Origin of the sequence: Arthrobacter sp. CAU 1506 (assembly GCF_005047635.1) — a bacterium.
Classification (GTDB): domain Bacteria; phylum Actinomycetota; class Actinomycetes; order Actinomycetales; family Micrococcaceae; genus Crystallibacter.
In genome coordinates this window covers 96,700-119,846 of record NZ_SUKC01000011.1, presented here as the reverse complement: position 1 = coordinate 119,846, position 23,147 = coordinate 96,700, and the positions used below count along the sequence as shown (strand labels likewise).

General features: G+C 67.5%; 17 protein-coding genes. 8 read left to right on the top strand and 9 right to left on the bottom strand.

The genetic code is table 11. From position 1 onward, the window contains the following. Positions 1 to 173 precede the first annotated feature (173 nt). The 6 genes from E4J89_RS13545 (at position 174) to E4J89_RS13520 (ending at position 7,071) form a co-directional block, all read left to right on the top strand. Positions 174 to 881, top strand: coding sequence for an NUDIX domain-containing protein (locus tag E4J89_RS13545; protein ID WP_136786673.1), 708 nt, complete (start codon positions 174 to 176; stop codon positions 879 to 881). 62 nt (positions 882 to 943) lie between these two features. After that, on the top strand, positions 944 to 2,272 hold the full coding sequence (gene nadA, locus E4J89_RS13540) for a quinolinate synthase NadA (RefSeq protein ID WP_136786672.1): 1,329 nt from the start codon (positions 944 to 946) through the stop codon (positions 2,270 to 2,272). Continuing rightward, positions 2,269 to 3,987: an L-aspartate oxidase gene (nadB, locus tag E4J89_RS13535; RefSeq protein WP_136786671.1), complete on the top strand. Its 1,719-nt coding sequence runs from the start codon at positions 2,269 to 2,271 to the stop codon at positions 3,985 to 3,987. Before nadA ends, nadB begins: the two co-directional genes overlap by 4 nt. Continuing rightward, entirely contained in the window at positions 3,984 to 4,910 is a 927-nt protein-coding gene (nadC, locus tag E4J89_RS13530) for a carboxylating nicotinate-nucleotide diphosphorylase (protein ID WP_136786670.1), read from the top strand. Before nadB ends, nadC begins: the two co-directional genes overlap by 4 nt. Then, positions 4,907 to 6,049 (top strand): cysteine desulfurase family protein, encoded by a 1,143-nt coding sequence (locus E4J89_RS13525; RefSeq protein ID WP_136786669.1) that lies wholly within the window; start codon positions 4,907 to 4,909, stop codon positions 6,047 to 6,049. The genes nadC and E4J89_RS13525 overlap by 4 nt, the downstream gene beginning before the upstream one ends. Positions 6,050 to 6,294: 245 nt before the next feature. Next, positions 6,295 to 7,071 (top strand): hypothetical protein, encoded by a 777-nt coding sequence (locus E4J89_RS13520; protein ID WP_136786668.1) that lies wholly within the window; start codon positions 6,295 to 6,297, stop codon positions 7,069 to 7,071. 174 nt (positions 7,072 to 7,245) lie between these two features. Here E4J89_RS13520 and E4J89_RS13515 read toward each other — a convergent pair whose 3' ends face one another. The 6 genes from E4J89_RS13515 to E4J89_RS13490 form a co-directional block, all read right to left on the bottom strand. Beyond that, positions 7,246 to 7,704: a MarR family transcriptional regulator gene (locus tag E4J89_RS13515; protein WP_136786667.1), complete on the bottom strand. Its 459-nt coding sequence runs from the start codon at positions 7,702 to 7,704 to the stop codon at positions 7,246 to 7,248. Then, entirely contained in the window at positions 7,697 to 8,806 is a 1,110-nt protein-coding gene (locus E4J89_RS13510) for an LLM class flavin-dependent oxidoreductase (RefSeq protein WP_136786666.1), read from the bottom strand. Before E4J89_RS13510 ends, E4J89_RS13515 begins: the two co-directional genes overlap by 8 nt. A gap of 167 nt (positions 8,807 to 8,973) precedes the next feature. Then, a complete protein-coding gene (locus E4J89_RS13505) occupies positions 8,974 to 10,125 on the bottom strand; it encodes an aromatic acid exporter family protein (RefSeq protein ID WP_136786665.1) in 1,152 nt (383 codons plus the stop codon). A gap of 37 nt (positions 10,126 to 10,162) precedes the next feature. Next, positions 10,163 to 13,468, bottom strand: coding sequence for an efflux RND transporter permease subunit (locus E4J89_RS13500; RefSeq protein WP_136786664.1), 3,306 nt, complete (start codon positions 13,466 to 13,468; stop codon positions 10,163 to 10,165). Between the two features lie 48 nt (positions 13,469 to 13,516). Next, entirely contained in the window at positions 13,517 to 15,010 is a 1,494-nt protein-coding gene (locus E4J89_RS13495) for a malate:quinone oxidoreductase (protein WP_136786663.1), read from the bottom strand. Positions 15,011 to 15,172: 162 nt separating this feature from the next. Continuing rightward, positions 15,173 to 16,849 (bottom strand): ABC transporter substrate-binding protein, encoded by a 1,677-nt coding sequence (locus E4J89_RS13490; RefSeq protein ID WP_136786662.1) that lies wholly within the window; start codon positions 16,847 to 16,849, stop codon positions 15,173 to 15,175. A 128-nt stretch (positions 16,850 to 16,977) separates the two neighbouring features. Here E4J89_RS13490 and E4J89_RS13485 point away from each other — a divergent pair, with 128 nt between their 5' ends. Continuing rightward, positions 16,978 to 18,798: an ABC transporter ATP-binding protein gene (locus E4J89_RS13485; protein ID WP_169304006.1), complete on the top strand. Its 1,821-nt coding sequence runs from the start codon at positions 16,978 to 16,980 to the stop codon at positions 18,796 to 18,798. 70 nt (positions 18,799 to 18,868) lie between these two features. Then, entirely contained in the window at positions 18,869 to 19,096 is a 228-nt protein-coding gene (locus E4J89_RS13480; protein WP_136786660.1) for a hypothetical protein, read from the top strand. A gap of 41 nt (positions 19,097 to 19,137) precedes the next feature. Here the strand turns inward: E4J89_RS13480 and E4J89_RS13475 are convergent, their stop codons facing one another. The 3 genes from E4J89_RS13475 to E4J89_RS13465 all read right to left on the bottom strand — a co-directional run bounded on the left by E4J89_RS13475 (position 19,138) and on the right by E4J89_RS13465 (position 22,871). Beyond that, a complete protein-coding gene (locus E4J89_RS13475; protein ID WP_136786659.1) occupies positions 19,138 to 20,085 on the bottom strand; it encodes an ABC transporter permease in 948 nt (315 codons plus the stop codon). Continuing rightward, entirely contained in the window at positions 20,085 to 21,086 is a 1,002-nt protein-coding gene (locus E4J89_RS13470; protein ID WP_136786658.1) for an ABC transporter permease, read from the bottom strand. The genes E4J89_RS13475 and E4J89_RS13470 overlap by 1 nt, the downstream gene beginning before the upstream one ends. A gap of 90 nt (positions 21,087 to 21,176) precedes the next feature. Further along, on the bottom strand, positions 21,177 to 22,871 hold the full coding sequence (locus E4J89_RS13465; protein WP_136786657.1) for an ABC transporter substrate-binding protein: 1,695 nt from the start codon (positions 22,869 to 22,871) through the stop codon (positions 21,177 to 21,179). Between the last annotated feature and the right edge of the window lie 276 nt (positions 22,872 to 23,147).

Sequence of the window (23,147 nt, the reverse complement as noted above, 5' to 3'; positions counted from 1 at the left end):
GCCCTCAATGTCCGGCGCGGGCTTCTCCGGGAATCGGCGCAGATAACTGCGCCGCAGCGCACCGGCGTCACAATCGGCTCCCCAAGGAATCTGATGGGGTCATTCTGACCATAACCCGCTACCATATGTTCTAGTCATCATGACCTTTACTCAGGTTCCGGGAGGAGGCAGCCATGCCGGTCTATTCAGCCAACGTGTCCGAGCGCGCGCAACAGCCCCCGGAACTGGCAATTTCCACAGTCATCTTTGCCCTGCGTCCGGACCCGGAAGCCGGCGGCCCCACGCTGTGGCTGCCGCTGGTCCGGCGCACGCGCCAGCCTTTCCGTGATCTTTGGGCGCTGCCCGGCGGGCCGCTCCGCCCGGACGAAGCGCTGCAGGATGCGGCGGCCCGGAATCTGCAGGAGACCACCGGACTGCAACCGAGCTACCTCGAGCAGCTCTACGCGTTCGGAGGCCTGGACCGTTCGCCGGTCCAGCGGGTGGTCTCGATTGTCTACTGGGCCCTGGTGAAGCCGGACGAGGCGGCGCTGGCCCGCGAGACGGAGAACGTCCGCTGGGTGCGCGCCGACGACCTTGGACAGTTGGCCTTCGACCACAACCACATCGTGGAGTACGCGCTGTGGCGGCTGCGCAACAAGGTGGAATACAGTTCCATCGCTTACGCCTTCCTGGGCTCCACGTTCACGCTGGCGCAGGTCCGCGAAGTCTACGAGGCCGTGCTGGGCAGGCAGCTCGATCCCGCCAACTTCCGCCGCCAGCTGCGCGCCACGCCGGACATCGAACCGACCGACGAGTACCTGCAAGGCGGCCGGCACCGGCCGCCCCGGCTCTACCGCTACACCGGCGGCGCCGCCCAGCTCAGCGGCAGCCCGCCCGCCTGACAGCCTTGCGCGCACCACGGACACCCAGACTTGACCACCTGCCCAGAACATCGGAGAACACCATGCCATCGGTCAACAGCACCATCCAGCTGATCACCCGCGAGGAAGCGCTGGCTGCCGGCGCGGGTGCGCCCGCGTCCACCTGCACACCCGGGCTGGCCGAGGGGCCGTGGACCTTTGATACCGCGTCGGCCAGCGGAGCGTGGGCGCCGTCCTACGGGCCGGGCGCCTCGTTGGCCGATCCGGCGCCCGCCGCCACCCCGCGGCAGGGCGAGATTCCGGCCGAATACCGGCTGGCCAGCGACGCGGAGCTGGAGGCGCGGATCCTTGCCGCCAAGCAGAAGCTCGGCGAGAAGCTGGTGATCCTGGGCCACTTCTACCAGCGCGACGAAGTGGTCAAATACGCCGACTTCGTGGGCGATTCCTTCCAGTTGGCCCGCGCCGCCAAGGAGAAGCCCGAAGCTGAGGTCATCGTGTTCTGCGGGGTGCACTTTATGGCCGAAACCGCTGACATGCTCTCCGGCCCCGACCAAGCGGTGATCCTGCCGAACCTGGCGGCCGGCTGCTCGATGGCGGACATGGCGGACATCGACTCGGTGCAGGCCTGCTGGGACCAGCTCACCGGTGTGCTCGGCAGCGGTCCGGACGCGGACGGCAAGGTCCCGGTCATCCCGGTGACCTACATGAATTCGTCGGCCGCGCTCAAGGGATTCTGCGGCGAGAACGGCGGGATTGTCTGCACTTCGTCGAACGCCGAGACCGTGTTGGAATGGGCCTTCGAGCGCGCCCACCGCGTGCTCTTCTTCCCGGACCAGCACCTGGGCCGCAATACCGCCAAGGCCATGGGTGTGCCGCTGGAACAGATGCCCATGTGGAATCCGCGCCAACCACTCGGCGGCAACGACGAAGCCACGCTGCTCGACTCGCGGGTGATCCTCTGGCACGGCTTCTGCTCGGTGCACAAGCGCTTCACGGTGGACCAGATCGACAAGGCCCGCGCCGATTACCCCGGCGTCCGGGTCATCGTGCACCCCGAATGCCCCATGCCGGTGGTGGACGCCGCGGACGAAGCCGGCTCCACCGACTACATCCGCAAGGCCGTGGCGGCGGCCACCGAGCCGACGGTCTTCGCCATCGGCACCGAGATCAACATGGTCAACCGGCTGGCCGCCGAGTACCCGCAGCACACCATCTTCTGCCTGGATCCGGTGATCTGCCCGTGCTCCACCATGTACCGGATCCACCCGGGCTACCTGGCCTGGGTGCTCGAGGCCTACGCCGGCACCGGCGAAGTGCCCGGCGGCGAAGTGCTGAACCGGATCACCGTGTCCGATTCCGTGGCCGTCCCCGCCCGCGTGGCGCTGGAACGGATGCTGGCAGCCAAGCCGTGAACAGCAACGCCGCCCGGCGCATCGCGGTGGTGGGCTCCGGCATCGCCGGGCTCTACGCCGCCGCGCTTGCCGCGAATCGGCCGGACACCGCCGTCACCCTCATCACCAAGGGCAAGTTGGCCGAGTCCAACACCTGGCACGCCCAGGGCGGCATCACCGCGGTGACCGCGCAGGGGATCTCGGCAGGGGACTCCGTGGCGGCCCACGTGGCGGACACGCTCAGCGCGGGCGCGCAACTGAACGACGACGGCGCCGTCCGCCTGTTGTGCGAAGGTGCGGCGCAGGAGATCGCCACCTTGGAAGAGTGGGGTGTGCCCTTCGACCGGCATGGCGAGGGATTCTCGCTCGGCCTCGAAGGAGCGCACTCGGCGGCGCGGATCCTGCACGCCGGCGGCGACCGGACCGGAGCCGGCATCGCCGAAGTGCTGATCCGGGTGGTCCGCCGCCTGGCCGAAGAAGGGCGGCTGCACATCCTCGAGCACACCCGGGTGCGGCGGCTGCTGCTGGACGGGGGCCGCGTCACCGGGGTGGAAGCGACGGAAGTGCGGACCGACGCCAACGCCGGGGATGCGGCGCCGGCGCAGCTGGCCGCCGACGTCGTGATTCTGGCGACCGGCGGAGCGGGGCAGTTGTTCCCGGCCACCACCAACCCGGCCACGGCAACCGGCGACGGCGTGGCGCTGGCCTGGGACGCCGGGGCGGTGTTGGCCGACCTGGAGTTCATCCAGTTCCACCCCACCCTGCTGGACCCGGCGGCCACCGGCGGCAGCCCGTTCATGATCTCGGAGGCGGTGCGCGGCGAGGGGGCCGTGCTGGTGGACGCCGCCGGGGAGCGGTTCATGCCGGCACTGCACCCGGTCGCCGAACTGGCGCCCCGGGACGTGGTCTCGCGCTGCATCCACCAGCAGCTGCGGCTGCAGGAGGAACGTGGCCTGGTGCCGCAGGTCTTCCTGGACGCCACGGCCGTGGAGCGGGAGAAGGGCCCCGGCTTCCTGGCCGCGCGGTTCCCGCTGATCGATGCCACGGTCCGCTCGCTCGGCTTCGACTGGACCAGCCAGCCGCTGCCGGTGCGCCCGGCCTCGCATTACTGGATGGGCGGGGTGCAAACCGACGCAGACGGCCGGACCTCGATGCCCGGACTTTTCGCGGTGGGCGAGGTGGCCTGCACCGGAGTACACGGAGCCAACCGGCTGGCCTCGAACTCGCTGCTGGAGGGGCTGGTCTTCGCCCGCCGCGCCGTCGCGGCGCTGGACAGGCCGGCCACTGCGCCGGAGTTCCGCGCGGTGCCGCTGGATGTTGGCCTCCCGACCGGCGTCCCGACAGGTTTCCCGGGGAGCGACACCCGGCATGCCGGTAGCGGGCCGGATGAAGGAACCACCCCGTGCACGCGCAAACAGATCCAGACCCTAATGGCGGCGGCCGCCGGCGTGGTGCGTGACGGCGCGGCGCTGCAGGACGCGGCCCGGCAGCTGGCGCAGCGGCACCTGCCGGCCACCGGTACCGCGCCGGTCGAGGATGCCGCCCTGCTGACCCTGGCCCGGCTGGTCGTGGCGGCCGCCGCCGCGCGGCAGAACAGCATCGGCGCGCACTTCCGCAGCGATCACCCCCAGGCCCCTGCGGACCGGGCGCGGCTGGCTTTCGTGAACGCCCGCACGGTGGACGCAGCCGCCTCCCTTTCCAGACCGTCCCAGCGAATCCTGCAGGAGCAGCCATGAACCCTATCCAGCCGATCGACGGCACCGCCCTGGAACGGATCGTCGCCGGGGCGCTCACCGAGGATGCGCCGTGGGGCGACATCACGTCCAACACGCTGATCCCAGCCGACGCCAGCGCCACCGCGGAGCTGGCCGCCCGCGAGCCCGGCTTCTTCTCCGGCGGCCCGGTGTTAGCCGAGGTCTTCCGTCAAGTGGACCCGTCCGTGCAGGTGGACCTGAAGGTTGAGGACGGCGCCGCCTTCGCCGCCGGAGACGTGCTGGCAGTGCTGTCCGGCAACGCCCGGGCGATCCTGCTGGGCGAGCGCGTGGCGCTGAATTTGGTGCAGCGGCTGAGCGCGATCGCCACCCAGACCGCGGCCTTCGTCGCCGAAGCCGCCGGCACCGGTGCCCGGCTGGTGGACACGCGCAAGACCACGCCGGGACTGCGGGCGCTGGAGCGCTACGCGGTGCGCTGCGGCGGCGGGCACAACCACCGCTATTCGCTCTCCGACGCAGTGATGGCCAAGGACAACCATCTGGCCGTAGTCACCGCGGACGGCACCCGCGACCTGACCGAGGCGCTGCGCGAAGCCAAGGCCAAGCTGCCGCACACCGTGCACTTCGAAGTGGAAGTGGACCGGGCCGAGCAGATCGAGCCGGTGCTTGCCGCGGGCGTGGACACCATCATGCTGGACAACTTCGGCCTGGACGAGCTCCGCGCCGGCGTCCAGCAGGTGGACGGCCGGGCCCTGGTGGAAGCCAGCGGCAATGTCCGGCTGGAAACCGTGGGCGCGATCGCGCGGACCGGGGTGGACATCATCTCCTCCGGCGCGCTGACGCACAGCGTCCGGTCGCTGGACCTGGGCCTGGACATCCGTATTTCCGCCGAGTTCGCGGAGCGAGTGGCAGCTCCCGCGGCGGGCGGGGAAGCGGCGTCGTCGTGATTTATCTGGATGCCGCGGCCACCGCGCCGGTGCGCCGCGAGGTGCTGGAGGCCATGTGGCCGGCGCTAACGCAGGACTTCGGCAACCCGTCCAGCCACCACACCGTGGGAGAGGCGGCGCTGCGGGCGCTGGACTATGCCCGCGGCAAGGCGGCGGAGGTGCTGGGCTGCCGGCCCGGGGAGATCATCTTCACGTCCGGCGGGACCGAATCCAACAACCTGGCCATCAAGGGGATCGCGCTCGCTGCCCCGCGGGGCAGGCACATTGTCACCAGTGCGGTGGAGCATCCGTCCGTGCTGGAAGCGGTGGACTACCTGGTCCGGTTCCACGGCTTCGAGGCCACCCGGGTGCCGGTGGACGCCGAGGGCGCCGTGCGGCTGGACGCGCTGGGCGCAGCGCTGCGCGAGGACACCACGCTGTGCACGGTGATGTACGCCAACAACGAGGTGGGCACCATCCAGCCGGTGGCACGGATCGGCGGACTCTGCCGGGCCGCGGGCGTGCCGTTCCACACCGACGCCGTACAGGCCGCCGGCTGGCTGGACTTGGACGTCTCGGCCCTGGGCGTGGACGCGCTCAGCGTGTCCGGGCACAAGCTGGGCGCACCAAAGGGCTGCGGCCTGCTCTACGTTGCCGGCCGGGTTCCGCTGGAGCCGGTGCTTCACGGCGGGGGACAGGAACGCGGCCGGCGTTCCGGCACCGAGAACGTCGCCGGCGCGGTGGCGGTCGCCACGGCCTTGTCGCTGGCCGCCGGTGACCGTGTGGCCGACGTCGAGCGGCTCACCGGCTACCGCGATTACCTGATCGACACCGTGCTGCGCGAGCTGCCCGGCACGGTGCTGACCGGACACCGGACCGAGCGGCTGCCGGCCAGCGCCTCCTTCTGCTTCCCCGGAACCTCCGGCGAAGCGGTGCTGCTGGAATTGGAGCGCCGCGGCGTGGTCTGCTCCAGCGGTTCCGCCTGCGCAACCGGGTCCGACGAGGCCTCACCGGTGCTGCTGGCAATGGGCATCGACCGAACCGTGGCGCAAACCGCGGTGCGGCTGACCTTTACCGCCGGCGTGAAGGAATCCGAGATCGCGCTGGCAGCCCGATCCGTGGTTGCGGCGGTCAAAGAGGTCCAGTCGCTGCGGCGCTGAGACGGTTTCGGAGTACGGGGGAATTGACCCGCCGATCCGGATATCGCTGTCCGGTCAGGTGCGGGTAAGCTCCTGTCACGGCTCCGCATGGGCCTCTGGTGGGCGCGGGGCGGGCCGCATGTGCTGCTCGGGCGGAGGCCCGGAGGGTACACAGATGGGTGCCGGGTGGGACACGGTGCGCGCGGCTCTTCCGAACGGGTCGGCACAGTGGCTACGGTAGGAACCTGACGGAGGGGGAGCAGGCCATGAAGGCAGGGAACGTACTGGGCCGTGGTGCCGCTGCCGCCCTGTGTTTGGCACTGGTTTCCGGGTGCGGGCTGCTGCCAACCAACGACGCCGGTGCCTCGCCCAGCGCGGGCGCGTCACCTGCGGTGGCGGCGGGCGGCGACGCTTCGCCCGGGCCCGGCGCAGCAAAAGGGCCGGTCCGTCAAGCCACCATCGACGGCTGGAAGGTGTACACCGACCCCGACCGTGTGCTCAGCTTCGAGATACCCGCCGATTGGGTGGTGCAGCGGCAGGTCAAGCCCAGCCAACCCTCGGACAACGGACTGCATCTGGACATCCGTGACTCGTCCGGCAAGCTGGCCGCCGAACTGCACACCCGGTTGAAACTGCCGAAGGACACCTGCAGTGCGGGCGGCGTCACCGAACTGCGGGTGCTGCTCAGCGAACCGGCGAAGGTGCCAGCCGTGGCGTCCGCCGACACTGTCGATCCCGTCTTCGTTTACCGGACCCTGCTGGGCTACAAGTACTTCGGCTCCTACGGGCTGACCGACAAGCCGGCCGGCAACGGCTTCCAGGCCTGCACGGTGGAAAACACCGTCAACGGCCCGAAGTCCGTGGGTACCTACTCCTTTGGCACGGCCGTGCGCAATGGTACGCCGGCCCCGGGCGAAAAGACCGGCCTGCTGGACAAGTACGGGCTGATCGCGGAGGCGGAGCGCTTCCTCACCACCAAGCACTTCAAGACGGTGCAGCAGGTCATCATGACGCTGCAGATCTCCGGCGACGCCCCCGCCTGAGGCGGCACCGGCGACGTGAGGCGGAGGCGGCACCGGCGGCCTGCCGCGTGGTCTTGCCAGCTAAACCGTTGCGGCCAGTCGGTTCGCGCACATCCGGCCGCCACATGGGCGGGCATAAGGCCCGGTTGCTGCCGCATTCGCGGAAGCAACCGGGCCCTGTGGACCGCGGCGGCGTCAGTCGTTCTTCAGGCCGGCATGCAGTTTCTTGGTCAGCCCTCGGAGCTGGCCGAATTCATCCTCGGTGAGCAGCGGCGCGAGCATGGAGTGCAGGTGCTTAACGTGCTCCCGGCCAATTTCCTTCTGCAGCGCGCGGCCTTCCTCGGTCAGCGAGATCTCGATGCCCCGCTGGTCGTTCTGGGCCGTGCGCCGGAGCACCAGACCCTTCTTTTCCAGTCGGTCCACCATCCGGCTGAGGCTCGGCTGGCTGATCAGCAGCGCTTCATTCAGCTCGTTCAACCGGCTCCAGCCGCCCGGGCACAAGCTCAGATTGAAGAGCACGTCGTACTCCCGCATCGCGAGCTTTTTGAACTCGGGCAGTTGCTGCATCCGGCGCATCACCGCCACCTGGGTGCGGAACAGCGATTCCCAGGCCTCCGCCGTCGTCCTGATATCAGGAGTAGAGGATTCAGCCATTGGTCACCGACTCGCTGGCCAGCTGCTTGGCGTCGCGAGCTGCCTTGCGGCTGGCGTGCGTCGGGGCGTCCGGCACATGCGCCGGCTTGCGGGCGGCGAATTCCTTCTTCAGCACCGGCAGCACCTCTTCGCCGAACAGGTCCAGCTGCTCCAGCACGGTCTTCAACGGCAGGCCGGCGTGGTCGATCAGGAACAGCTGGCGCTGGTAGTCGCCAAAGTAGTCGGCGAAGGCCAGAGTTTTTTCGATGACCTGCTCCGGGCTGCCCACGGTCAGCGGGGTCTGCGCTGTGAAGTCCTCCAGCGACGGGCCGTGGCCGTAGACCGGGGCGTTGTCGAAGTACGGGCGGAATTCGTTGACCGCATCCTGCGAGTTCTTGCGCATGAAGAACTGGCCGCCCAGGCCCACAATGGCCTGGTCGGCGGTGCCGTGGCCGTAGTGCTCGTAGCGTTCCCGGTACAGGCCGATGAGCTGCATGTAGTGCTCCTTCGGCCAGAAGATGTTGTTCGCGAAGAAACCGTCGCCGTAGTAAGCGGCCAGTTCAGCCACCTGCGGGGTGCGGATGGAGCCGTGCCAGACGAAGGGTGCGACGCCGTCCAGCGGCTGCGGCGTGGAGGTGTAGTTGTGCAGCGGCGTGCGGTGCTTACCCTGCCAGTTGACTACTTCTTCATCCCAGAGCTTGCGCAGCAAGGCGTAGTTCTCCACGGTCAGCTCGAGCGAGTCCTGGATGTTCTTGCCGAACCAGGGGTACACCGGGGCAGTGTTGCCGCGGCCCAGGACCAGGTCCACGCGTCCGTCGGCCAGGTGCTGGAGCATGGCGAAGTCTTCGGCGATCTTCACTGGATCGTTGGTGGTGATCAGCGTGGTGGCGGTGGACAGCGTAATCCGCTCGGTCTGCGCGGCGATGTAGGCCAGCAGGGTGGTGGGGGAGGAGGAGAAGAACGGCGGGTTGTGGTGCTCGCCGATGGCATACACGTCCATGCCGATCTCTTCGACCTTTTTGGCGATGGCCACCGACGCCTTGATCCGTTCGCGTTCGGTGGGCATGCGGTTGGTGGTCGGGTCCAGGGTGACGTCGCTGACGCTGAATACGCCGAGTTCCATGGTTTGCCTCTTCTGTAGTGCTTGTCGGAGATCAGTTTACATGCATTTGCATTCACTGTCTCCAACGGGCGGCAAGGGCCAGGTATTCCCTTGGGGTTCTCACGCGGCTGGTCACCGTCGGAGTATAGATTTTTCCGATCGTGCGCGCAGATGGCACCGGTCCGCTATCACCGCTGCTGGTTCGTGGAATCGTCCAGCTGGCGGCGCAAAGCGGACAGGATGCGGTCCAGGCTGACCGCAACGTAGCCACCTGCCGTGCCCGGGGTCTCCGTGGTGACTGAGCCGGCCAGCTCTGTTGTCAGTTGCTGCTGTGCCGCGCTGGCGGCGTCCAGTTTTTCCTGCAGGTCCTCGGCGGCCAGGCTTCTGACCGCGGCTGCCGTGGCCTTCAGTGCCTCGGACATGGGCTCCAGCACCCGCGTGGGGATGTGCAGGTGATCGTCCCAGATCACCGCACCGAGCACCTCGGTGATGTCCTGGGTGTTAAACGCTGCGCGTTCCAGCGTGCGCAAATTACTCCAGTCGGCCTGAAGATCCCGGTCTTGGAACCTGCGCCGCGGGTTCGCTTTGCGGCTGCGGTCGGCGGTCGCCACGGCCTGGCGCACCTGTTCGCTCAGCCGGACGATGTTTTCTCCGTTGGAAGCCCACTCGTCGCGCTCCGGCGGCCAGTCCTCCAGCAGCGCCTCGGCGATCTCCTCCAACTGGCCCGCAAGGTCGGACTGTAATTGCTGCAGGCTGCGGCCCACCGCGCTGAAGTTCAGCGGCGGGATCAACAGGAAGTTCACCGTAATGCCCACAAGGACTCCCACCGCCATCTGCACCGCATAGCCCAGCGAGTAGTCGCCGGCATCGGAGCCGCCCACCAGCAGGACGAACAGCGCGGCCATCGGGACCCAGTCCCTGCCGGCGCCGAGGCGGGGCAGCCCGGCCACCAGAACACCCAGGAACACCAGCAGGCTCACGGTCAGCACGTGCAGCCCGACCGTCAGCAGCAGGAGCCAGGCCAGTCCGATCCCCAGCAGCAGTCCCGCCAGCGTCTGCAAAGACGTCTTGACGGAATCAGCAACGGTGGAATACATGCTGATCAGCGCACCGAGCGGGGCGTAATAGGGGTAGTCGGCCACCTCGCCGGGCAGTTGCCGGGCGATGATCCAGGCGATGCCACACGCCAGGGCCGTCTTGAACGCCAGCTGGATCCGCTGCCAGCCGCCGATCTGTTGGCCGTATCTCCGCATCGGCGCTGGAAGCCGGTCCACGAACCGGCTGATGGACCTGGCCAGCCGGCCGGGCGTGCCGGCTGGTGCGGTTTCAGGTTCTGGCATGCGCTGCACCTCCCGGGGTAAAGGGACCCGCCGGAGGTCAGCGCCCGGCCGGGACCAGCTCTGCCTCGAGTGTATTGCGCTTGATCTCCCGGCGCTCGTGCCGTCCCTCCACCAACCGGTACAGCACCGGCACCAGCACCAGCGTCAACGCGGTGGAGGAAACCAGGCCGCCGATCACCACCACGGCCAGCGGCTGCGAAATGAAGCCGCCCTCGCCGGTCAGTCCCAGCGCCATGGGCGTGAGCGCAAAGATGGTGGCCAGCGCGGTCATCAGGATGGGCCGCAGGCGGCGCCGCGCGCCGTGTGTAATGGCATCCGCCACGTTCATGCCGGGCTGCCCGTCATGCGGACGCCGGTACTGGTTGATCAGGTCGATCAGCACAATCGCGTTCGTCACCACGATGCCCACCAGCATCAGCATGCCGATCAGCGACGGCAGCCCCAGCGGAATCTGCGTGAGGACCAGCAGCCCGATGGCTCCGGTGGCCGCGAACGGAATGGAGACCAGCAGGATCAGCGGCTGCACCAAGGATTTGAAGGTCGCCACCATGATCACGTAGACAATGGCGACGGCGGCCAGCAGCGCCCAGCCCAGCTGCGTGAAGGATTCGGCCTGCTGGGTGGCCGCGCCGCCCAGGCTCGCGGTGACGCCCGCCGGCAACTCGGTGCCGTCCAGGACCGCCGCCACCTCGCCGCTGAGCGCACCCAGGTTGTCCCCCTCCGGGGTGACGGAGACGACGGCGGTGCGTTCGCCGCCGCTGGCGCTGATCGACGTCGGCACGTCGGTTTCTTTCACCGTGGCCAGATCGGTCAGCGGGAGCGGCCCGGCGGCGGTCGGCAGTTCGACGTCGCGCAGCTCGTCGACGCTGGAGAAGTCGCTGCCCTCGCCGATGAGCACGGGGAAGTCGGTGGTGCCGATCCGCACCGTGCCGCCGGGCAGCGGGCTGAGCGTTGACGCCAGCAGGCCCGCGACCTGTTCCTCGTCCAGGCCGGCAGCCACGGCCTTGGCGCGGTCCACGGACACCTGCACCACGGGTTCGGCGGCCGACAGGTTGCTGGATGCCTCCGCGGCTCCCGGCAGGTCCCGCAGCCGGTCCACCAGCCGGTCGGAAACATCCTGCAACTGCTCCGGCTCGCTGGCGGAGATCTCCACATCCACGGTGCTGGAGGTGCCGAAACCGCCGCCCTGCGTGCCCAGCGTGAACGTCGCGTCACCGGGCAGATCCTCGACGGCGGCGCGCACCTTGTCGCGCAACGCCGCCTGGTCGATGCCTTCCTCCGTGATGACGGTGTACTGGGCCACCGAGGCGCCCGCGGACAGGAACGTGCCGACGCCGCCGCCGGCATTGCCCATGGTGACCTGGACGTCCTGAATGCCGTCCATGCCGGCCAGCAGTTCCTCGACGGGAACCGATGCCTCGTCGGTGGATTCCAGACTGCTCCCGGCCGGCATCTGCATCCGAAGGCTGAAGCTGTTCTGGCCGCTGTCGCCCAGCAGGTTGGTCTGCATCAGCGGGACCATCGCGGCGGTGCCGGCCAGGACCAGCAGGGCGGCCACGGTGGTCACTACCGGGTGCCGCTGGGTGCCGGCGAGCACCGGCAGATAGCCGCGCTGCAGCAGGGAGCGCCGTTCTTTCTCCGACGCCGCTTCGCGGACCGCCAGCGCGTCCGGGCGTGACTGCGGCTGCGGCGACTTCACAAACCAGTACGCCAGCACCGGCACAATCGTCAGCGACACCGCCAGCGAGGCGAGCAACGCCAGTGCCGTGGTGACGGCGAAGGGCCGGAACAGCTCACCGGCCAGATCGCCGACGAACGCGATCGGCAGGAAGACCGCCACGGTAGTCAGCGTGGACGCGGTGATCGCGCCGGCGACTTCGCGCACCGCCGCCATGATGGCGTCGCGCTTGGCCTCGCCGTAGTTCAGATGCCGCCGGATGTTCTCGACCACCACGATCGAGTCGTCCACCACGCGGCCGATCGCGATGGTCAGCGCGCCCAGGGTGAGGATGTTCAGCGAGTAGCCGAGCGCGTTCAGGCCGATGAAGGTGGCCAGCAATGACAGCGGGATGGAAATCGCGGTGATCAGCGTGGCGCGCACGGACAGTAGGAAGACCAGGATGATCAACACCGCGAAGCCCAGCCCCAGCAGTCCCTCGGTGGTGAGGTCCTTGATGGACTTTTCAATGAACGGGGCCTGGTCAAACACGGTGGTGATCTGGGCGCCGTTGCCCAGTTCGGCCTCCAGCTCCGGCACCATCTCCTTGACGGCGTGCGAGATGGCCACCGTGTCGCCGTCCGGAGTCTTCGTGACGGCCAGCGCCAGCGTCAGCTCTCCGTTGGTTCGCGTGATCGAGGTCCGCTCGTCGTCCGCAATGGAAACTTTGGCCACATCCCCAATGGTGGCGGGATCTGCCGACGCGGCCTCCGGCTGCTGGCCGGGCTGTGACTGTCCCGGCACGGTGTCCGGGACCGGAACCTGGCCCTGGTCCGCCGAGCCGCCCGGCGGAGCGGGCTGGCCCCGGCCCGGGAACTGTCCCGGTGCCTGCCCCGCCGCCCCTGGCGAGGAAGTATCGGTGGGCTGCTCCGCCGTCGTTGTGTCAGCGGGGGAGAGCGGCAGGTTCTCGATGGCCTTCAGGCTGTCCAACGGACTGCCGATCTGCACCGAGAGGCTCTGGCCGTCCTGCTGCACCGCCCCGGCAGGAACCAGCCCGCCGCTACTGGCCAGACTGTCCACCAGGGCGGATACCCCGACGCCGGCCTCGGCCATGGCATCCTCGTCGGGCAGGATGGCGATGTGCCGGCCGGGGCCGCCGGAGACTTCGGCGCCGCGGACGCCGGCGATGTTCTGCAGCCGGGGCACGGTGAGCCGGTTCAGCTCGGTGCTCAGCTCGCTCAAGTCGACGTCGGATGAGACCGCCATGAAGACGATCGGGATATCATCGATGCTGCCCGCGAGGGACAGCGGCGCAACGTCGTCGGGCAGCTGCTGGCGGACGTTGGAAATGGCGCGGTCCACCTGGCTGCGTGCGCGGTCCAGGTTGGTGCCGTAGACGAACGTGAGGTTCACGGTGGAGAACCCGGTGCGCGACACCGCCGAGGACGATTCGAGGCCCTCCACGGCGGTGAGCGTACGCTCCAACGGTTCGCTGACCTGCTTGTCCACTACTTCCGGGGACGCGCCGGGCATGGAGCTGACCACGGTGACCCGCGGAAACTCCAGCGAAGGGATCAGCTCCTGTTTCAGCGATCCCATGGTGATCACGCCGAAAACGGCCACGAAGACCGTAATCAGCGCGATCAGCGCCCGGTTAGCCAGGGACAGCGTTGCCAGCTTGTGCATGGGTTGAAGCTTAGTTTGTCAGGGCTGGACCGCTGAAACGGACCGCTGTCAGGCCAGTTCGAGCACCTTGTTGGTATCGGCGGTGATCTCGGCCAGCAGGGACGGGTTCTCGTTCAGGTTGGCGCCGTAGCCGGGGATCATTTCCTTCAGCTTGGGCTCCCAGCCCTTGAACTCCAGCGGGAAGCAGCGTTCCAGCAGGCTGATCATGATCGGGGCCGCGGTGGACGCCCCGGGGGAGGCTCCCAGCAGGGCGGAAATGCTGCCGTCGGCGGAGGCGATCATCTCGGTGCCGAACTGCAGGGCGCCGCCCTTCTTCGGGTCCTTCTTGATGACCTGGACGCGCTGGCCGGCGGTGATCAGTTCCCACTGGTCGCCTTCAACCTCCGGGTGGAAAGCACGCAGGGCCTTGTTCTTGCCTTCGCGGGTCTTGAGCACCTCGGTGACCAGGTACTTGACCAGGCCAAAGTTGTCCTTGGCGACGGCCAGCATCGGGATCAGGTTGGACGGGCGGACGGATAGCGGCAGGTCCAGCAGCGATCCGGTCTTGAGGAACTTCGGCGAGAATCCGCCGTACGGGCCGAAGAGCAGGGAGCGCTTGCCGTTGACGAAGCGGGTGTCCAGGTGCGGCACGGACATGGGCGGTGCGCCCACGGAAGCCTGCCCGTACACCTTGGCGTTGTGGGCGGCAATGACGGTTTCGTCGGTGCAGCGCAGGAACTGGCCGGAGACCGGGAAGCCGCCGAAGCCCTTGGACTCGGGGATGCCGGAGCGCTGCAGCAGGTGCAGGGCGCCGCCGCCTGCGCCGATGAACACGAAGCGGGCGTTGACCTTGGTCTTTTCGCCGGTGCCATTGTTCTTCACGTCCAGCGTCCAGCGGCCGTCCGTATTGCGGGAGACGTCCAGCACGCGGTGGCCGTAGTTCAGTTCGACGCCGTTGGCGGTCAGGTAGCCGGCCAGCTTGCGGCTCAGCGAGCCGAAGTCCACGTCGGTGCCGCCGGTGACGCGGGATGCTGCCACACGCTGCTGTGCGTCGCGGCCACCCATGATCAGCGGGGTCCACTCGTTAATGGTGGCGTGGTCTTCGGTGAACTCGATCTGTTCAAACAGCGGTTCGTTTTTCAGCGCTTCATAGCGGCGCTTGAGGTAATCCGCGTGGTCGTTGCCCCAGACAAAGCTCATGTGCGGCAGCGGGTTGACGAATTCCTTCGGCGAGGAGATGTGGCCCTCGCGGATCATGTGCGACCAGAACTGGCGCGACACGTGGAACTTCTCGTTGATGCCCACGGCCTTGGCGGTCGCCACGGACCCGTCAGCGGCGGCGGGGGTGTAGTTCAGCTCGCAGAGCGCGGCGTGTCCGGTGCCGGCGTTGTTCCAGGGATCCGAGGCCTCCATGCCCACCTCGTCCAGGTTCTCGAACAGGCTGATGCTCCAGTCCGGCTGCAGCTGCTTGATGAAGGAGCCGAGGGTGGTGCTCATGATGCCGCCGCCAATCAGCGCGACGTCGACGTTGTTGGATGATCCCGAGGGGGTATTTGCAGTCAACTTCAATCTCCAATAGCAGCTTTGCCAGCATTGAGAAGCCTAGCGCTATGCCACAGCGAGACTAAAATTTGCCGTCTCCGTTGTGACCCAATAGACAGACGCAGCAGGGGGTTTCGTAGTAATGCAGCGTGACACACTGCCGCGGCGGCAGCCGATGCCAGTTTAGGCCGGGCCCAGCTGAATCAGGTTGTAGACCTCGTCCAGCATCGGGCTGGCCGGGTAACTCTCCACGCGTGCGCCCATGGCCAGCGCCGAGATCGGGAAGGCCAGCGGCACGGCCGGGACGGCGCGGGCCAGTTGCTCATTGATGCTGAGGTACGCGTCCACGCGGTCTTCGCCCTCGGGCAAGGTCTTCGCCCGGGCAATCTTGCTGCGGATCTGCGCGCTGTCGTAGCCGAATTCAGGCGTTTTGCTGCCGAAAAGCGGTCCCACGAAGTTGTCGGGATCGCGGTAGCTGCCGCTGATGCCGGCCAGGTGCAGGGCATGGTCGTCAGTGCCTTGGACCGCTTCCAGATAGCCCTCGTCCCACGGAACCGGCATCGGCTTGATATTGATTCCGACGGCGGTGAGCTGGCGGCTCAGCTCCGCGTACACCTTTTCGGGAGTGGGCAGGTAAGCCCGCGTCACGTCGAGCGGATAGTAGAAGGTGAGTTCCCCGCCGTCGTACCCTGCCGCTGCCAGCAGCTCGCGGGCACGATCCGGGTTGTACTCGTAATACGGGATGGTCTCGTTGTTCACGCCCAGGCTGCGCGGGATGAATTGCTTGGCCTCGGTGGTGCCCTGCAGGTAGAAACTGTCGATCAGCGTCTTCCGGTCGACGGCGTGCGCGATGGCCTGGCGCATTCGAATGTCTTTCAGCCCGTCGGCAGCCTGGTTCATACCCAGGTACGCCACCGAGAACGGGTCGCGCTGGAGGACCTGCATGCCGGCCCGGACCAGGTCCGCGTACGTGTCCGGGGTGACCAGGTCGTAGCCGTCGATGTCCCCGGCGGCCAGAGCGCGCAACCGGGCGGACGGATGCGGCAGCGTCTTGAACACCACGGTGCGCACGTCGCCGGCCGCGCCCCAGTACCCGTCGTAGGCGGAGAGCGCCACGCGGTCCTGATCCCAGTTGGCGAAGGCAAAGGGGCCGGTGCCCACCGGAGCCAGTCCGTAGCGGGAGACCTTGTTGCCGTTGCGTTCCTCCGTCAACCGGTCGGCCTTGCCGGCCTTGAGCGCGGCGGGCGAAGCGATGGCGAAGGCCGGCATCGCCAGCGATGCCACCAGCCCGGTGAACCGGCGCGTCAGGTTCAGCTGGACCTCCAGCGGGCCCACCACCTCGCAGCTTTCGTAGAGCGATTCGCCCTCGTCGGAGGCCAGCGCGCCGAAGACCGATCGGAAAGCCAGTCCGCCTTCCACCGGCTGGGAGTCCTCCGGGAGGTGGTACCAGCGTTCGAAGTTGGTGTGGACCGCTTCGGCGTCGAATGGAGTGCCGTCGTGGAAGGTGACACCTTCGCGCAGCCGGAAGCGATAGGAGCGGCCGTCATTCACCTCGTTCCATTCGACGGCCAGCCGAGGCGCCGGCACGCCGGTCGCCGGATCCACGCCAATCAGGGTCTCCAGCATTTGCCGGGTCACCCGGTACGACTCGGTGTCCAGGGCCAGCGCGGGGTCCAGGGTTACCGGAGTGGCGGCGATGCCCATCGTGAAGGTGGTGTCCTCAGGCGATGCCGTCGGCGGGGCGGCCGTCGTTGCTGAGGGCGCGGGCCGGCCGGGATCCGAAGTGCAACCGGCGAGCAACACAGCCGCTGCCGCGGCACCGGCTTTCAGCACGGTGCGGCGCGCGGGAAGTGGTGTCACGCTTCGGGCTCCTTCGGGGCGGGCAGGAATGATCCTTCAGTCTAATCGACGCCGATCCCGCACCCCCTGCGGCGAATTCCCGATGAGAGGTAGGCCACATCCGGCGTCGAATGGGGCAGGATGGACTCATGATCGAACAAGCCGACGCCACAGCGCTGCTCGAGGTCAGGGACCTGGCCGTTACGTTCCGCACGACCTACGGCGAAGTCGCAGCAGTGGAGGGCGCGTCGTTGCGCTTGGAACAGGGCCAGACGCTGGCGATCGTGGGCGAATCCGGTTCCGGCAAGTCCACCACGGCGATGTCCTTGATTGGCTTGCTGCCCGGCAACGGCCGAGTGACCGGCGGGAGTATCCGCTTCGACGGCCAGGAACTGGTGGGGCTGCCGGAGCAGCGGATGCGGGCCATCCGCGGCCGACAGATCGGACTGGTTCCGCAGGATCCGATGTCCAACCTGAATCCGGTTACCAAGATCGGCTCGCAGGTGGCCGAAACGCTGCTGGTGCATGGCATGGCGACCAAGCGCGATGTGGACCGTAAGGTCATCGAGGTGCTGGAAGCCGCGGGACTGCCCAACGCCAAGGAGCGCGCCAAACAGTACCCGCACGAGTTCTCCGGCGGCATGCGCCAGCGTGCCCTGATCGCCATCGGCCTGGCTTGCCGGCCGCGGCTGCTGATCGCCGATGAGCCGACGTCGGCCCTGGATGTGACCGTGCAGCGCACCATCCTGGACCAGATCGACTCGATGACGCAGGAGTTGGGCACTGCCGTGCTCCTGATTACCCATGATTTGGGGCTGGCCGCCGAACGCGCCGCCGAGCTGGTGGTGATGCACCGCGGCACCGTGGTGGAGGCCGGTCCGGCTCGGCAGCTGCTGGAGGACCCGCAGCATCCGTACACCCAGTCGTTGGTCAGGGCGGCACCCAGCGTGGCGGCCGTGCGCCTGTTGCCGGGCGCGTTTGTCCCCGGCCCGGAGTCGCGGCCTGACCGCGCAGAGAAGGTGTTCCAGAACCACGACGCCGGAGCGGCCTCGGCGGGGGCGGCTCCACTCGGGATGCGCGCCGCCGATCGGCTCGGTGCCGGAGCGGTCGCGGATTCGTCCGCCGGACTGGCCACTGGCGCTGCCGCCGGAGCCCGGGCCGTGGACAACATAGTGGAGTTGCGCGACCTGACGAAGGTGTACAAGATCCGCGGCCAGGCCGAGGACTTCTACGCGGCGAAGAACGTGACCTTGGATGTTCCACGCGGACAGACGGTCGCGATCGTGGGCGAATCGGGCTCCGGTAAGACCACCACGGCACGGATGCTCCTGAAGCTGATCGAACCGACCAGCGGCACGATGACCTTCGACGGCATGGACGTGGCCACCCTGTCCAAGCCGCAACTGCGGGAGTTCCGGCAGCGGGTGCAGCCGGTGTTCCAGGATCCCTATTCATCGTTGAACCCGATGTTCACGGTTGAACGGATCGTGGACGAGCCGCTGTCCACTTATAAGCGCGGCAACGCCAGGGAACGCTCCGCCCGGGTCCGCGAACTGATGGACCAGGTGGCCCTGCCGCAGAGCATGCTGCGCCGCTACCCGTCCGAGCTCTCCGGGGGACAGCGCCAGCGCGTTGCGATTGCCCGGGCGTTGGCGTTGAAGCCGGACCTGATTGTCTGCGACGAGCCGGTGTCGGCCCTGGACGTGCTGGTCCAAGCGCAGATCCTGAAACTGCTCGGTGACCTGCAGTCCGAACTGGGGCTGAGCTATCTCTTCATCTCGCATGATCTGGCCGTGGTTCGCCTGATCTCCGACTACGTTTGCGTGATGAAGGACGGCGAACTCGTGGAGGCGGCCAGCTCGGAGGAAGTCTTTACCAATCCGCGGCACCCGTATACCCGGCGGCTGCTGGCCTCCATCCCGAGCAACGAACTGGACATCGACGTGGAGGACCCGGAGATTGCCTCCTAAGCCAGCCGGACCCGGTTCCAGCCCGGAGCCGGAAAATCACCGCCCGGAGGGTTTTGGCTTCCGGACCGGTGTGAGGAGCGCCGCCGTCGCCACCGGTTTCGCCGTCTTCGTGCTGGTGATCGGCACGGTGCTGGTGGCTTTCGGCGCGATCATCTTCGCGGGCGAGGGCCAGTGGGGCGCGGTCTGGCTGCTGGTGGTGCTGGAACTGTTCTTTATCGCGGGCTTTGCAGCCATGTTGCATATGGCCCGCCAGCGGCGCCGCAACGGAGGAAAGCCGCCGGCGGCGCTGCCTGGCTGAATCCCTAGCGGGCCGCGGCGCCGGCGCTGTCCCCGTGCCGGTTACTTGGACCGCGTTTTCGGATCCAGTGCCTCGCGCAACGACTCGCCCAGCAGCGTGAAGCCCAGCGCCGTGATGGCGATGCAGAGTCCGGGCAGGAAAGCCAGCTGCGGTGCGATGCCGAGTTCGGCCTGGGCGTAGGTGAGCATCCGGCCCCATTCAGCGGTTTGTGGCCGCCCGCCGCCCAAACCCAGGAAGGAAAGGGCAGCGGCGTCGATCACCGCGGTGGCCAGCGTCAGCGTGGCCTGGACGATTACCGGCCCCAGGCTGTTGGGCAGCTGGTGGTTCATGATGATGGCGCCGCGGCTGAGGCCCAGCGTCTGCGCCGCCAGCATGTATTCGGCGCTGCGCTGCGAAATCATCGATGAGCGCAGCAGCCGGGCGAAGATCGGCACCTGCGCCACGCCGATGGCAATCATCACGGCGAAGGCACCCTGGCCCAGGATGGCCGCAATGGACACTGCCAGGAGCAGGTTCGGCACGGAGAGCAGGATGTCCACGGCACGCATGATCACGTTGTCGACCTTGCCGCCGATGCCGCCGGCGATGATGCCCAAGAGCATGCCGCCGGCCAGGCCGATGGCCGTGGACATGACACCGATGACCAGCGACGCCTGCGCGCCCCAGATCAGTTTGCTCAGCAGGTCGCCGCCGAAGCGGTCCAGCCCCAGCGGGAAGCCTTCCACTACACCGAAGCCCGGGATGTGGGTGGGCGTAATGTAGGTGCGGCCGGGCAGCTCTTCGCCGCCGTAACGGGCCAGCACCGGGGCCAGGACCGCCACCAGCAGGAACAGCCCCACGATGACGGCGCCGGCGATGGCTTGCGGGTTCTTGCGCAGCCGGCGGAAGGCGTCCTTCCACAGGCTGGTGCCGCCCGTGTCCCGGACGACGGGCACGGGTGCGGCGACGTCGGTATCGCCGCCGGGCTGGGGAGGAAGAGTTGTGCTCATCAGACACGCACCCTCGGGTCGATGACGCTGTAGGACACGTCCACCAGCAGATTAATCAGTGAATAGATCACGGCAATGAAAATAATGAACCCCTGCAGTACCGGATAGTCCAGATTGAAGATGGCGTCGCGCAGGAACCTGCCGATCCCGCTGAACGCGAAGACCGTCTCGGTCAGCACCGCGCCGGAGACCAACAGCCCCAGTTGCAGGCCAATGGTGGTGGTCACCGGCAGCATGGCATTGCGGAGCACAAAACGGTTGCGGATGGTTTTTTCCTGCAGCCCTTTGGCCCTGGCCGTGCGGACGTAGTCGGCATTCTGGACCTCCAGCACGGAGGCCCTGGTGATGCGGACAATGATGGCCAGCGGGATGGTGCCCAGCGCGATGCCGGGCAGGACCAGATGCATGAACGCGTCCCAGGCCGCGTCCCACTCCCGGGTGAGGATGCCGTCCAGCACGTAGAAGTCGGTCACGTGGGTGGCGTCGATGCGCGGATTCTGCCGGCCGTCGGTGGGGAACCAGGGCAGCTTGATGGCGAAGAGCCATTTGAGGATGAAGGCCAGGAAGAAGACCGGGACGGTGATGCCGATCAGCGACAGGACCACCGACGAATGGTCCGGCCACTTCCCGTAGTTCTTGGCTGCCTGATACCCGAGCGGAATGCCGATGCCGACGGCGAAGATCAAGGCCACGATGGTCAGTTCAAGGGTCGCCGGGAACCGGGTGCCGAATTCTTCAAGCACCGGCCGGCCGGTCAGGATCGAGGTGCCGAAATCGCCTTGAAGCAGCTTCCCCATGTAGACGAAGTACTGCTCGATCAGCGGCCGGTCGAAGCCGTAGAGCTCGTTGATCCGTGCCACCGCGTCGGGAGTGGCACGGTCGCCCAGCAATGCGGTGGCCGGGCCGCCGGGCAGGCTGCGCACCCACAGGAAGAGCAGCAGCGAGAGCCCGATGAGTGTGGGGATGAGCAACGCGATGCGTTTGCCGATAACTCTTAGCACAGTATCCTTCCGGCGCCTGGTGGGCGCCTCGTCCTGTTGCCGTGGGGTGGTAACGCCGGGACCCGCACGTGGCGGGTCCCGGCGGCGGGACTACTCGGTCAGTTTGATCGTGTTGAAGACCTCGTCGTTCACCGGGCTGGCCGGGTAGGACTCCACCCGGGGCGCGAAGGCCAGCGACGGGGCCGGATGCGCCAGCGGGATGGCCGGGACGTAGTCGGCGATGTCAGCGTTGATCTCCTCGTACAGCGGCGTCTGCTCTTCGACCTTGCTGGTGCCACGGGCCTCGGCCAGCTTGTCGAACAGTTCCTTGTTGTCGAAGCCGAATTCCGGCTTCTCCTGTCCGAAGAACACGCCGACAAAGTTGTCAGTGTCGTTGTAGTCGCCGGTCCAGCCCAGCAGGTGGATGCCATGGTCCTCGCTGGCTTGGACCCGGTCCAAGTAGTCCGGAGCCCACTTGTCCGGCTGCGCCTTGATGGTGATGCCCACTTCTTCCAGCTGGGCGCTCAAATTGGTGAACACCTGCTCCGGCGTCGGCATGTACGGCCGGGAGACGCCGGTGGGGTAGTTGAACTGCAGCTCCAGTCCATCCGCGTAGCCGGCCTCGGCCAGCAGTTCCTTGGCCTTCGCCGGATCGTACGCATAGGTCGTCACGTCGTCGTTGTAGCCGTTGACCATGTCCGGGACGAACTGCGAGGCGACCTTGGTTCCCTCGGGCAGCGTCTGCTTGACCAGCGCGTCCTTATCGATCGCGTAGGAGAGCGCCTGGCGCACCTTCAGGTCGGAGAGCGGCTTCACCTTCTGGTTGAGCCCCAGATAGAGAATGGTGAACGGATCGCGCGGCACGATCTTGAAGCCCGCGTCCGCCAGTGCCTGGGTGTCCGCCGGGGCTACCAGGTCGTAGCCGTCGATCTGTCCGGCTTCCAGGGCCTGGCGGCGGGCGTTCGGGTCGTCGATGATTCGGAAGATGATCTTGTCGATCTGTCCGCGGTCGCCCCAGTAGCCGTCGAAGTAGGACAGCTCCAGCGACTGGCCGGCCTCCCAGCTGTCGAACTTGAACGGCCCGGTGCCCACCGGGTGTCCCTCGGCGTATTCGCTCAACACCGGAGCTTCGGCCGAGCCGCCGACCTCGTCTGCCTTGAACTCTTCCATCGCTTTCGGGCTCTGCATCGCGAAGGCGGGCAGCGACAGTGCGGCGATGAAACCGGCGAACGGCTTGGCCAGCTTGACCGTGACTTCGGTGTCGCTGGCGGCTTCGCAAGAGTCGTAGACGGCGGTTTCGGGGGAGTCGGAGTAGCCCTTGAAGAGCGAGCCGTAGTAGTAGCTCACGGCCTGTGACTGCTGGACGCCGGTGAAGTTGTACCAGCGGTCGAAGTTGAAGCACACCGCTTCGGCGTTGAAGTCGGTGTCGTCGTGGAACTTCACGCCTTCCTTCAGCTTGAAGGTGTAGGACAGGCCGTCGTCGGACGCTTCCCAGGACTCGGCCAGCAACGGGGCCGGATCAGCCGTTCCGGGTTCCACGCCCACCAGGCCCTCGAAGATCTGGCGGCTCACGCGGAAGGATTCGCCGTCGCTCGCGTAGGCCGGATCCAGCGATTTCGGATCGGAAGAGGCGGCGAAAACGAAGGTCGAGTTGACGCCGCCTTCGCTTTCGGCGTCCGTTCCGCCGCCGCGCTCGCTTTGGGCACAGCCGGACAGGATGAGTGCGCCGGCGGCCAGGCCGGCTATAGCGGCTGCGGTGCGCCGGCCTCGGCGCGGGCCACCTGAAGTGGTTCCAGTGAATGACATGGACTGCTCCTCGTGGACGTGAGGTGGGGCGCCGACCGTGTGTGCGGCGACCGGCGGAGCCGCGCTATGGCACGGCTCCGCTTGATGAGAGCTTAGTCACATGAAAGATCGAAAGCATCGGTTTCACGTTCTGGCGTGGGACAAAAGCATCACAATTTGGTGACAGCACCGCATCCAGCACGACGGCGGTGCGCCTCTGCCGCGGGGCGGGGCGGGGCGCCGCTGTCGCGGAGCGGGACCGGGAGGCCGTGGCTTAACGCGAAGAGCCCCGCGGTT